This window comes from Nocardia arthritidis (assembly GCF_011801145.1).
GTDB classification, from domain to species: Bacteria; Actinomycetota; Actinomycetes; order Mycobacteriales; family Mycobacteriaceae; genus Nocardia; species Nocardia arthritidis_A.
Genome location: NZ_CP046172.1, coordinates 5,233,899 through 5,246,274 on the forward strand (window position 1 = coordinate 5,233,899; position 12,376 = coordinate 5,246,274).

A 12,376-nucleotide genomic window follows, 5' to 3' on the forward strand; every position below is an offset into this window, starting at 1 on the left:
CGGGGACGCCGCGCGCAGGCGGGCGCCCGGCCGATGTACCGTGCGAAAATGCTCGGTATGGAAGGCAAATCGTCCGAGACAGCACCGGGCGACCAGTCACCGGTCCTGGAGACCCTGTCCCAGCTGCGGCTGCGTGAGCTGCTGAGCGAGGTCCAGGACCGCATCGCGCAGATCGTCGGCGTGCGCGACAAGATGGACCGGCTCATCGAGGCCATGCTCGTGGTCACGGCCGGACTGGATCTGGACAATACGCTGCGTTCGATCGTGCACACCGCGATCGAACTCGTCGACGCCGACTACGGCGCGCTCGGCGTCCGCGAATCGGATAAGTCGAGCAAGCAGCTCGCCGAATTCGTCTACGAGGGCATCGACGACCGCACCCGGGTGCTCATCGGCGATCTGCCGCGCGGTCACGGGGTGCTCGGATTGCTCATCGAACAGCCGAAACCCATTCGGCTGACCGATCTTTCGACCCACCCCTCATCGGTGGGCTTCCCGGAACACCATCCGCCGATGCATACCTTCCTCGGCGTGCCGGTCAAGGTGCGCGACGAGGTTTTCGGCAATCTGTACCTCACCGAGAAGGCCGGGGGGCAGGAGTTCACCGAGGACGACGAGGTGGTGGTGCAGGCGCTGGCCGCGGCGGCCGGTATCGCCATCGCCAACGCCCGCCTCTACGAACAGTCCCGCATCCGCCAGCAGTGGCTGGAGGCGACCCAGGACGTGGCCACCGAACTGCTCGCGGGCGGCGAACCGGCCGAGGTGCTCGCGCTGGTGGTAGACCGGGCCTTGAAGTTGACCGAATCGTCCTGTGTCTTCCTGGCCCTGCCGGAGGATCCGGATATCCCGCACGCCGAGGTCTCCGAGCTGAGGATTGCGGCGGCCGCCGGAATAGACTCGGAATCCCTTCCCGGACAGGACATTCCGGTCGCCGACTCACATGCCGGGACGGCGTTCGTCGAGGGCAGAGCGGTGGCGGCCGACCAACTGCGCTACACCCCCATCTTCGAATCCTCGATCGAATTCGGCCCGGTGCTGCTGCTGCCGCTGCGAGCCGAGGGCACCGTGATCGGCGTGCTGACAATGCTGCGCCCACCCGAACTCAAACCGCTGGACGCAGCCGGCCAGTCGATGATGACCGCGTTCGCCGATCAGGCCGCGCTGGCACTGCAACTGGCCAATACGCAGCGGCGGATGCGGGAGCTCGACGTGCTTTCCGACCGCGACCGCATCGCCAGGGATCTGCACGACCATGTCATACAGCGGCTGTTCGCGGTCGGGCTGTCGCTGCAGGGCACCGCGCAGCGCGCCCGCGCACCCGAGGTCAAGACCCGGATCACCGACACCATCCTGGATATTCAGTCGATCGTGCAGGAGATCCGGCACTCCATCTTCGATCTGCACTCCAACAACGCCGCCGACACACCGACCCTGCGCAAGCGGCTGCACGGGGTGATCGCCGAGATGACCGAGGATTCCGGGCTGCGCACCACGGTCCGGCTGGCCGGACCGGTCTCGGTGCTCGGACCGTCGCTCGCCGAGGATGTGGAGGCGGTGCTGCGCGAGGCCGTGAGCAATGTGGTGCGGCACGCCGCGGCGAATACCGTCTCGGTGAATCTCGTTGTCCGCGACGATGTCTCGATCGAGGTATCCGACGACGGCGTCGGCATCGCCGTCGGCGACACCCGGACGAGCGGCCTGCGCAACCTCGCGGTCCGGGCCGAACAGGCGGGCGGCTCGTTCACGGTGCAGCCCGGCCCGGAGCGCGGCACCGTACTGCGCTGGATCGTGCCGCTGCCCTGACCCACAAACAGCCTTAGGGCCTGCTGATTCGGGACCAACGCCAGGCGAGCGGGACCATCGGAAATTCCTAACCTACGGGTACAGATCGCACCCGAAGGGATTCCGCACATGTCCAGCCGCAGCACCGACACCCACCTACTGGCGACCGCCCCGGTGGTGGTCGGCGTCGACGGTTCCGAACCGTCCGACCTGGCCGTGCGCTGGGCCGCCGAAATCGCCGCCGCGCGCAATCGGCGGCTGCGCATCGTGCACGGCTTGGCGCTGGATCCGCACTCCACCGTTTTCGGCATCTACGAGCTGCTGACGCCCGCGGTGACCGATGCGATGCGCAAGGCGGGCCTCGACCTGGTCGCCACCGCCCGCCGCCTGGCCACGCAGGTCGATCCCGGCCTCACCGTGGAAACCGAGGTAGCCCCCGACCAGCCCGCCGAACTCCTTGTGCGCGAATCGAATTCGGCCCATATGGTGGCCATCGGCGCGGGCCGGGCCAGCGAATTGGCGCATATCGGCTCCACGCTGCTCGCGGTGTCCGCGCACGGGCACGGCAATATCGTGGTGGTCCGCGACACCGGCAGCGAGCGGCAGATCCGGCAGACGGGCCCGGTCATCGTCGGCATCGATGACAGCCGCACCTGCGCGCCCGCCGTGGCGGCCGCCTTCGCCGAGGCGAGCATCCGCGAGACCGCACTGGTCGCCGTGCACGCCACCGGCGACATCACGCTCACCGGCTACGCGAATCTCGCTGCCACCCTGCCGATCCGGGAAATGGAGGCGGCCGCCCACGAGGTGCTCGCCGAACATCTGGCCGGCTGGCAGGAGAAGTATCCGGATGTCCACGTCACCCGGAAGGTCTATCCGGCAGGCCCGGCCCATCAGCTCATCAGCTGGTCGAAGGCGGCGCAACTGGTCGTCGTCGGTTCCAGGGGCCGCGGCGGATTCCGTGGACTGCTACTCGGCTCGACCAGCAATTCCCTTGTCCAGCATGCCCATTGCCCGGTGATGGTCGCGCACGCCAACTAGCGAGAGGCGAAATCCCATGTCCGCAAGCATCAATCCCCCGGTACTGGTCGGCACCGACGGTTCCGATCCAGCCCTGGCGGCCGTCCGCTGGGCCGCGGGCGAAGCCGTCATGCACCGCGCGCCGCTGACCATCCTCCACTGCATCGGCGCGCCGGTCGACTTCGGGCCCGGTATCGCGTTCTCCCGCTTCGATTACGAGGTCTACCGCCAAGCCGGGATCGCGGCGCTCGAGCAGTCGCGCGCGGCCGCCGCCGAGGCGATCCGTTCGGCAGGCGAACTGGAGATCACCACCGAACTCATCGAAGCGCCGCCGATTCCGGTGCTGCGCGATCGATCCAAGGATGCCAGGTTGCTCGTCGTCGGCACCCAGGGGCTCGGCGCGTTCCGCCGCGCGCTGCTCGGCTCGGTCAGCACCGCGCTGGCCCGGCACGCCGAATGCCCGGTGGCGATCGTTCCCGAATCGCCGAAATACGACTCGCGCGATCAGCGCGTCGTCGTCGGCGTCGACGGCTCGGCGTGCAGCGCCCGCGCCATCGAAATCGCCTTCGACGAGGCGACATTTCGCGGTGCGGCACTGACCGCGGTACTCGCCTGGACGGAATTTCCGCCGTATATCCCGCGCGAGGATATGCGGCAGGAGGCCGAGGCGATCCTCGCCGAAAGCCTCGCCGGATACGGCGAGCGCTATCCGGAGGTCGCGGTGCGGCGGATGGTCGCCACGGACCGTCCGGCAAAGGTCCTGCTGGAGCTGGGATCCGGCGCCCAGCTGATCGTGGTCGGCAGTCACGGACGCGGCGGATTCGCCGGGATGACGCTCGGATCGGTCAGCCAGGCCGTATTGCACGCGACCACCGCACCGCTGATCATCGCCCGCTCGCACGCCTGAACCGACTGTCGCCGAGCAGATTTGGATTCTGTACCGATGCAGACCCTTGTCGAAATCCGAGCCGCGGCGCCGGGCGGCCCGCGCCCGCTCTCCGCGCGGGCCGCCGGCGCCATGACGACCGATCAGGTGCTCAGCGCGCTGGCGGCCCCGGCGGACGGACTGTCCGAGAACGAACGCGTCCGTCGGCGACAGCTGTTCGGCCCCAATGCCATTCGCACCCACAAGACCCGTCTGCTGCCGGTGTTGCTGCGGCAGCTGCGTTCTCCGCTGCTGCTGTTGCTCGCCGTCACCGCCGCGGTGTCGTTCTTCGTCGGTGAGCGCACCGACGCGATCATTATCGGCGTGATCCTCGCCGCCTCGGTCGGCCTGGGCCTGATCAACGAGTACCGGGCCGAGCGCGCGGCCGACGCGCTGCACGAGCGGATCCGGCATCGAGCGGTGATCCTGCGCGGCGGCACACCGGAATCGGTCGATCTGGCCGAGCTCGTGCCCGGCGATGTCGTCGAGCTGCGCGCGGGTGAGCTGGTGCCCGCCGACCTGCGGCTGCTGTCGGTGACCGGGCTGCGCTGCGACGAGTCGGTGCTGACCGGCGAATCGGCGCCGGTGTCGAAATCGGTCGCGCCGGTCGCGCCGGAAAGTCCGGTGGCCGAACTGGTTTCGTGCGCGCTGATGGGAACGGTGGTGAGCGCGGGCCGCGGCCGCGGCCTGGTCACCGCGACCGGGACGACCACCGAATTCGGCCGCATCGCGGCCGGTTTGAGCGAACGTCAGCCGGAAACCGAATTCCAGATCGGGCTGCGCAAATTCTCCATGCTGCTGGTGTGGGTCGCCGCGGCGCTCACCACCGGCATCTTCGCGGTGAATCTGGTGCTGCAGCGACCGCTGCTCGACGCGCTGCTGTTCTCGCTGGCCATCGCCGTCGGCATCTCGCCACAACTGCTGCCCGCCGTGGTGTCCACCGCGCTCGCCGCCGGTTCCCGGCAGCTCGCGAACTGCAAGGTGCTGGTGAAAAGGCTGGTCTGCATCGAGGATCTCGGCGATATCGAGGTGCTGTTCACCGATAAGACCGGCACCCTCACCGAGGGCCGGATCGAATATATGCGCGCGCTCGATCCGGACGGCGGGGCCGACGGACGCACCCGGCTGCTGGGGATGCTCTGCACCGACGGTGTCATCAGCGGCGAAACCCTTTCCGCCGCGGACCCGTTGGATACCGCACTGTGGGCATCGCCGGGCGCGCCCACCGCGACCGTCGCGAAATACCGGCGGCTGGCGACGCTTCCGTTCGACCACGAGCGCAGGCTGCTCTCGGTGCTGGTCTCCGACGACCGGGGCGAGCCGTCGATCATCACCAAGGGCGCGCCGGAGGCGGTGCTCGCCCGGTGCCCGCGCATACCGGCCGCCGCGCAGGCGGTGCTGGACGCGGAATTCGCTGCCGGACACCGGATTGTCGCGGTCGCGACCCGGCGCGCCGATCCCGCGGCGACGGCGCTCGAACCCGCCGACGAACGCGACCTGACGCTGTGTGGCTTTCTCGTCTTTCTCGATCCGCCGAAAAGCAGTGCCCGCGAGGCTCTTTCGCGACTGTCCGGCCTCGGTGTTACGGTCAAGATACTCACCGGCGACAATCCGGCCGGCGCGCTGCACGTCTGCCGCGAACTGGGCCTGCCCGCCGAGGCGGCGGTCACCGGCACCGATCTCGACCGTCTCGACGATCGACAGCTCGCCGAATGCGTGAAAACCACAACGGTTTTCGCCCGAGTCTCCCCCGAGCAGAAGGCGCGGATCGTGCGCTCGCAGCGGGCGGGCGGGCTGGACGTCGCCTTCCTCGGCGACGGCGTCAACGACGCGCTCGCACTGCATGCCGCCGATGTCGGCATCTCGGTCGACTCCGCCACCGACGTCGCCAAGGACGCCGCCGACGTCGTGCTGCTGGAAAAGGATCTCGGCGTACTCGCCGACGGTGTCGTCGCCGGGCGGCGCATCTTCGCCAACACCATGAAGTACGTGCTGATGGGCACATCCAGCAACTTCGGCAATATGTTCAGTGCCGCAGGGGCTTCGGCATTCCTGCCGTTCCTGCCGATGCTGCCGTCGCAGATCCTGCTCAACAACCTGCTCTACGATTCCAGCCAGCTCGCCATCCCCACCGATCACGTCGACGAGGAGCAGCTGGCCCGGCCCGCGCGCTGGAATATCGGCCTGATCCGCCGCTTCATGCTGATCTTCGGACCGATCAGTTCGGCATTCGACTTCGCCACCTTCGGCGTGATGCTGTGGCTGTTCCACGCCGACGAAACCCTTTTCCACACCGGATGGTTCGTCGAATCGCTGGCCACCCAGACCCTGGTGCTGTTCGTCATCCGCACCCGGCGCAGCCCCTTCTTCCGCAGCGGGCCGAGCACACCGCTGCTGCTCGCCGCTTGCACCGCGGTCGCGGTCGGTGCGCTGCTACCCGTGACGCCATTGGCCGCCGATCTCGGATTCCGGCCGCTGCCAGGGGCGTTCCTGCTCGTGGTGGTGTTGCTGATCATCACCTATCTCGGCCTCGCCGAACTGGCCAAACGGTGGTTCTTCCGCACACCGCCGTCCGTCGCCACCCAGCGCGAGCGGACCAAGGGCTATCGAATCCGCAGGCGCGCAGCACGTTTCAACGCCAAGGCGCCCCGGAATCGGCGGCCCGGCCACAACCATCGATGACAAGGAGACCGCATGCACGCCACGGTATTACCCGAAACCGCCATGCACCCGGCCATCCGGCAACTCGGACCGGCCGACGCCGAGGCCATCCGAGCGCTGCACGCCGCGATGGACGCCGAGGACGGCTACTTCCGGTTCTTCATGCCGCCGCCGAAGGATCTGCACAAGGTGGCGCATGCGATAGCGCTGCGCGATCCGGAGCACTGCGCGGTCGGCGCCTTTCTCGGCGGCGAACTGGTGGGGGTCGCGAATTTCATTGTCCTGCCGGGGACTCGGTCCGCGGAGGTCGCGCTCGTTGTCGCCGCGGAGGATCAGCAGCACGGCATCGGCACCGCCCTGCTGCGCAGCCTCGCCGAACTCGCCCGCGAGCACGGCATCGAACGCTTCGTCGCCGAGGTGCTACCGGCCAATTCGCGGATGATGCGACTGCTCATCGACGGCGGATTCCCGGTGACGACGTATCGGCAGAACGGCGTCGTCCAGGTCGGCATCCAGCTGTGAATTCCGTATCCGAACAACAGATCCCGAGGACGGGCGATATGACAACACCACCCTACGAGAATCCGCACCGGCTGGCGTCGGCGGCGGTGGTCGTCGGCGTCGACGGCTCGGAGGGAGCCGACCTCGCAGTCCGCTGGGCGGCCGAAACCGCCGCCCACCGCCACCGTGATCTGCTGCTCGTGCACGGCCTCGACCTGGCCTCGACGCGCTCGATGGTCGGCTACTACGACGTGCTCACCCCGTCGATCACCGAAACCATTCACAAACAGGGCCGCCGCATCGTCGACGCCGACCGGCGTCTCGCGCAGTCGGTGAACCCGGATTTGGTTGTCGCCGTTGAGATTTCCGAAGCGGGCGCGGCCGAGCTGCTGATCCGGCATTCGCGGACGGCGCATCTGGTCGTCATCGGCGCCACCGGCAACGCGGGCGCCTTCGCCCATATCGGCTCGACCCTGCTGGCGGTGAGCGCCCACGGGCACGGCTCGGTGATCGTCGTCCGCGACACCGCGATCCGGCACACCGGCCCGGTCGTCGTCGGCGTGGACGGCACCGAGGCGGCCGACGCCGCCATCGCCGCCGCATTCGACGAGGCCGCCGAACGCGAAACCGAACTCGTCGCCGTACATGCCCGCGCCGCAACGCCATCCGCCACGGATGAGAACGGCGCCGCCGATACGGTCCTGGCCGAACGGCTCGCCGGCTGGCAGGAGAAATATCCGAACGTCCGCGTCCGCCGCGAAGCACGCCCGGCACAGCCGACCCAGCTCCTCATGGACTGGTCCGACACCGCCCAGCTGATCGTCGTCGGCACCCGCGGCCGCGGCGCACTCACCGGCCTGCTACTCGGCTCCACCAGCAATTTCCTTGTGCAGCACGCCCATTGCCCCGTCCTGATCGCCCACCGAGACCAATCCGAGTAGCGGCCGAACGCTCACGGCGCGGCCAGCACTCCTTTTGCCAAGGCCGCCGTGACCGCGGCCGTGCGGTCGGACACCTCGAGCTTCGAAAACGCCCGCTGTAGATGTGTTTTCACGGTCGCTTCGCTGATGTGCAGGGTTCGGCCGATTTCGGCGTTGGTCGCGCCGCGTGCGACGTACCCGAGGACCTCCACCTCACGGGCCGACAACAGCGCCTGCGGGTTTCGACGGTGCAGCCGTGCGCCGACCGAGGGCGTCAGCACCGTCTCGCCGCGCGCGGCCGCCCGCACGGCGGCCGCCAGCTCCGCGCGCGAACTATCCTTCAGCAGATATCCGGATGCGCCCGCTTCGACGGCGCGCAGGATATCGGTGTCGGTGTCGTAGGTGGTGACGACGACTACCCGGCTCTCGGGACAGGCGGCCAGGATCTGCTCGGTCGCCGCGGCGCCGTCGACCTCGGGCATCCGCAGATCCATCAGCACCACATCGGGACGCAGCGCCGTGGCGACCGCAATGGCCTCCGCGCCACCGGCCGCCTCGCCGACGACAACGAGATCGGCTTCGCGGGACAGTATTCCGCGCATACCCTCGCGCACCACCGGATGGTCGTCGACGAGTAGGACGCTGATCATGCCGGCACCTCGACGGCCACCCGGGTGCCCGCGCCCGGGCTCGTCGTCACGGTGACCACCGCGCCGATCTCCTGCGCCCGGCTGCGCAGACCGGGCAGGCCGAATCCGCCGGCACCGGCCGCGTCGAAGCCGATTCCGTTGTCCGCCACCGATAGTCGCACGCCCTGCCCGGTTCGGGTGAGGTCGACGGTCACGCTGTCGGCACGTGCGTGCTTGCTCACGTTCGTCAACGCCTCCTGTGCGGCGCGCAACAGTACCACCTCGGTTCCGGTATCCAGTTGGGGCACAGCGCAATCCACATTCACGGTGACGGCTATACCGGTCTCGTCGGCGAGTTTGCGGCAGCGTCGCCGCACCGAATCGGCCAGCGATCCGCCACCCAGATCGGGTGGTGTCAACGTCTCGACCATGGTCCGCGCTTCGATCAAGTTCTCCCGTGCCGTGGCTTCTATGAGTGCGATATGCCGATGGGCGGCATCGGGATCGGTATCGAATTCGGATTCGACGGCCTGGGCCAGCGTCGCGATTCCGGTGAATCCCTGGGTCAGCGTGTCGTGGATTTCCCTTGCGAGGCGGGCGCGTTCGGCCATCGAACCCGCCTCCCTGGACAGTCGCGCGACATCGGCGCGGCTGCGTTCCAATTGGTCGAGCAGTATCGCCAATTGCTCACTGCGGTCGAGGGCAAGCGTGATCGTCGCCCCGATCGCCGGATTGAATAGGATTGCGACCAAGGATATCGCCAGCCCCAACGGCACCTGTGTCTGTGCGACGAGCGCGAATACGAGGGGCGTGAAGCTCACCGCCTCGGCGACCACGATCGCGGCCCACACCGGCAGCGTCATGTAGATCAGCGCATACACCACCACCACCCCCGCGAGGGCCGGTGGTGACCACCAGACGGCGACATGGAAGAACAGCAGCACGCCGACCACGAAAAGCACCGAATTCCGGCTCACCCTACGGCGATAGAAGGCATCGGGGTTGTCACGGCGCGGCGACAGCAACGCCGACCAAGCCAGCAGGCAGGTCAGCGCCACCAATGCCACCCACGCCTCACCGCCGTATACGCGGCGCAGGACGATGACCAGAACTCCGGTGGCGATGATGCCGCCCACCACATAGGCGCTCCAGATCCGGTACAAGATATCCCACCGCCCTGGCGCTGTCATGCTCCGACGATAACCCGGATCGTGCGGCCCCGGGTCCTCCGAACAGTGGACACACACCCCGCGCGTATCGGCATACGCTGCGACAAAAGCACACGGACACAAGGGAATCAACCATGACGACCACACCCGACGCCACCCTCTACCCGCCCCGATGGCAACCCGCGCTACTGCGCTGGCACCGTACCCGGGTGTCGTGGTGGCAGTCGTGGAAACTTGCCGCCCAAGCGATGCGGCTATTGAGCGACCACAGCCCGGCCAACGCCTACGGCGCCCGGCTCCCCGGACAGGACGACGTCATGGTGGCCCGAATACCGTTGCAGCGCTATGTCGTAATTCGCAGCCCCGAACTCGCCCGACACGTCCTGGTGACCAATCAGGACAACTACCCCAAGAGCGCGGACTACGACATGCTTGCCGTCGCATTCGGGCGCGGTCTCGGCACCGAGCGGAACGAGGATCGCTGGCAACGCAATCGCCGCCTCGTCCAGCCCGTATTCGGGAAACGGAATATCGCCACGCTCGCGGGCCCGGTCACCGAGGCCGCCCACGACTGCGCCGCGCGCGTCCGCCGGCTCGGCGCGAATGCGGCGCCGGTGGATATGAACGCCGAGATGAGCAGGCTCACAGTCGATATCGTCGCGCGCACGATGTTCGGACTGGACCTGACCGGACCGATGTCGAAGATCAGACTGTCCCGGATGCTCGGCATGTTCGGCTTCGGGTTCCTCACCGGCGTCACCCATCGGCTGCACGCGCTCGCCGAACTCACGCACCGGCACAATCTGCCCATGCGCGTCATGCGTTGCGCCTCTTGGGTTCTCGCGCCGCGCATGATGGCCGACCTGCGGCACCTCGAGCGGGTGATCGACCAGCTCATCGCGGATCACCGCAGCGGTGCGATCACCCGCCGCGGCAACCTGCTCGCATTGCTCATGGACGCGCACGACCCGGAAACCGGGCACCGCTACACCGATGCCGAAATCCACGACGAGCTCATGACTTTCCTCGGCGCAGGGACCGAAACCACCGCGACGGCACTGGCCTGGACCTGGAAGCTGCTCGCCGAAAACCCCGACGCCCGCTCCCGCCTACACGCCGAACTCGACGACGTCCTCGCGGGCCGCACCCCGACCGCCGCCGACGTAGACCTCCTACCTTGGACGAAAGCCGTTCTCGCCGAGACGATGCGACTGTATCCGCCGGTCGTCGCGCTGGCACGCGTCGCGAAGAACGATGACCTGCTCGGCGACTTCCCGATCCGCGCAGGCACCACCATCATGATCAACCTGCACGCCATGCATCAACACGGCGGCGTCTGGCCGGATCCGGACACCTTCGACCCGACTCGCTACCTGACCGAAAACCTGACAACCGCACAACGTCACGCCGCCCTGCCATTCGGAGCGGGCAAACGCATGTGCGTCGCCAACGTCTTCGCCAGCACCGAAGCCGTTCTCGCACTGGCGACCATCGCTCAGCGCATCGAGATGGATCTGGCTACCACCGAACCGATCCGCCCGCAGTTCTCGTTCACTGGCGGTCCCGACGGACCGCTTCCCATGTTCGTGCGCGACCGACCGGCCCGAGCGGAGCTTGTTAACTAAAAGTTGTCTACGAGGGCGATGTTGATGGTTAAGCTACCGCAATGACCCCTCTTCGACGCAGGTCAACGATCTCGAGGCAGATAATCGCCATCCTCGGCGTGATAGTTGCCATCCTCGGCCCGGCCGCATGTGGCAAGAGCTCCGACGGCAACAGCGGCACCTCGGCACGTCCCGATGCGAATCGGCCCTTCGATCTGCAGGCGCATCGCGGCGGGCGCGGGATGACCATCGAGGAGTCGCTGCCCGGATATGCCGAGGCGATCCAATTGGGCGTCAGCACACTGGAACTCGACATCGTGCTGACCAAGGACAACGTTCCGGCGATCTGGCACGATCCGGTGATCCAGTCCGAGAAATGCGCCGATACCGCGCCTCTCACGCCCGGCGACCCGATGTACCCGTACGTCGGGAAGGTGGTGCACGACCTCACCTACGATCAGATCCACACGCTCGACTGCGGGAAGAAGCTGGCGGGCTTCCCGGAGGCCACCGCGCTGCCGGGTAACCGGATCGCCCGGCTGCCCGAGCTGTTCGATCTGGTGAAGTCCTATCCCGGCGCGTTCGATGCGCTGCGCTACAACATCGAGACCAAGCTAGAGGCCGCGAAGCCGGAGCAGTCGGCGACACCGCAGGAGTTCGTCGATGTCATCCTCGACGCGGTCGAAACGGCGGGCGCCACCGGCAAAGTGGAGATTCAAAGCTTCGACTGGCGCAGCCTGCCGCTGGTGAAAGCGAGGAATCCGGCGATCCCGACCGTCGCGCTGTACGACGATTCGACATTCGAACCGGGCAGCCCGTGGTTGCGCCCGATCCGGTACGAGGACCACGCCGGTGATCCGCTGGGCGCGATCAAGGCGCTCGGTGCGAACATCTCCTCCCCCAGCTATGTGAATCCGTGGGACAGCGCGGCCAAGGTCGGCGATCCGGGCTTCAAGCTCACCACCACAACGGAATACGTGAAAAAGGCCCACGATTTGGGCCTCACGGTCATCCCGTGGACGGTCAACGACAAACCGACCATCGCCCTGGTGCTCGACCAGGGCGTCGACGGCATCATCACCGATTATCCGAACCGCGCCCGAGAAGTGATGCGGGACAAGGGTATGCCGCTACCGAAGGGGTTCGCCAAGTAGCGCACCAGGCG

At 67.5% G+C, this 12,376-nt stretch carries 10 protein-coding genes; 8 read left to right on the forward strand and 2 right to left on the reverse strand.

The window, feature by feature from the left end; translation table 11 throughout:
* Positions 1–57 precede the first annotated feature (57 nt).
* The 6 genes from F5544_RS23580 to F5544_RS23605 all read left to right on the forward strand — a co-directional run bounded on the left by F5544_RS23580 (position 58) and on the right by F5544_RS23605 (position 7,830).
* Positions 58–1,803 (forward strand): sensor histidine kinase, encoded by a 1,746-nt coding sequence (locus tag F5544_RS23580; protein WP_167479423.1) that lies wholly within the window; start codon positions 58–60, stop codon positions 1,801–1,803.
* Positions 1,804–1,911: 108 nt separating this feature from the next.
* Positions 1,912–2,823, forward strand: a complete 912-nt coding sequence (locus tag F5544_RS23585; RefSeq protein ID WP_167475210.1) for a universal stress protein — start codon at positions 1,912–1,914, stop codon at positions 2,821–2,823.
* Between the two features lie 16 nt (positions 2,824–2,839).
* Positions 2,840–3,709 carry a universal stress protein gene (locus tag F5544_RS23590; protein WP_167475211.1) on the forward strand — a complete coding sequence of 290 codons (870 nt, stop codon included), beginning with the start codon at positions 2,840–2,842 and terminating at the stop codon, positions 3,707–3,709.
* Positions 3,710–3,745: 36 nt separating this feature from the next.
* Positions 3,746–6,409: a magnesium-translocating P-type ATPase gene (gene mgtA, locus F5544_RS23595; RefSeq protein ID WP_167475212.1), complete on the forward strand. Its 2,664-nt coding sequence runs from the start codon at positions 3,746–3,748 to the stop codon at positions 6,407–6,409.
* Positions 6,410–6,421: 12 nt separating this feature from the next.
* Positions 6,422–6,910, forward strand: a complete 489-nt coding sequence (locus F5544_RS23600; RefSeq protein ID WP_167475213.1) for a GNAT family N-acetyltransferase — start codon at positions 6,422–6,424, stop codon at positions 6,908–6,910.
* 38 nt (positions 6,911–6,948) lie between these two features.
* Positions 6,949–7,830, forward strand: a complete 882-nt coding sequence (locus F5544_RS23605) for a universal stress protein (protein WP_167475214.1) — start codon at positions 6,949–6,951, stop codon at positions 7,828–7,830.
* An 11-nt stretch (positions 7,831–7,841) separates the two neighbouring features.
* Here the strand turns inward: F5544_RS23605 and F5544_RS23610 are convergent, their stop codons facing one another.
* Both F5544_RS23610 and F5544_RS23615 read right to left on the reverse strand, forming a co-directional pair.
* A complete protein-coding gene (locus F5544_RS23610) occupies positions 7,842–8,459 on the reverse strand; it encodes a response regulator (RefSeq protein ID WP_167475215.1) in 618 nt (205 codons plus the stop codon).
* Positions 8,456–9,628: a sensor histidine kinase gene (locus tag F5544_RS23615; RefSeq protein ID WP_167475216.1), complete on the reverse strand. Its 1,173-nt coding sequence runs from the start codon at positions 9,626–9,628 to the stop codon at positions 8,456–8,458. Before F5544_RS23615 ends, F5544_RS23610 begins: the two co-directional genes overlap by 4 nt.
* Before the next feature lie 113 nt (positions 9,629–9,741).
* Here F5544_RS23615 and F5544_RS23620 point away from each other — a divergent pair, with 113 nt between their 5' ends.
* On the forward strand, positions 9,742–11,232 hold the full coding sequence (locus F5544_RS23620; RefSeq protein ID WP_167475217.1) for a cytochrome P450: 1,491 nt from the start codon (positions 9,742–9,744) through the stop codon (positions 11,230–11,232).
* A 41-nt stretch (positions 11,233–11,273) separates the two neighbouring features.
* The gene (locus F5544_RS23625; RefSeq protein ID WP_167475218.1) at positions 11,274–12,365 is read left to right on the forward strand and encodes a glycerophosphodiester phosphodiesterase; all 1,092 of its coding nucleotides are present in this window, start codon (positions 11,274–11,276) and stop codon (positions 12,363–12,365) included.
* Positions 12,366–12,376: the final 11 nt, after the last annotated feature.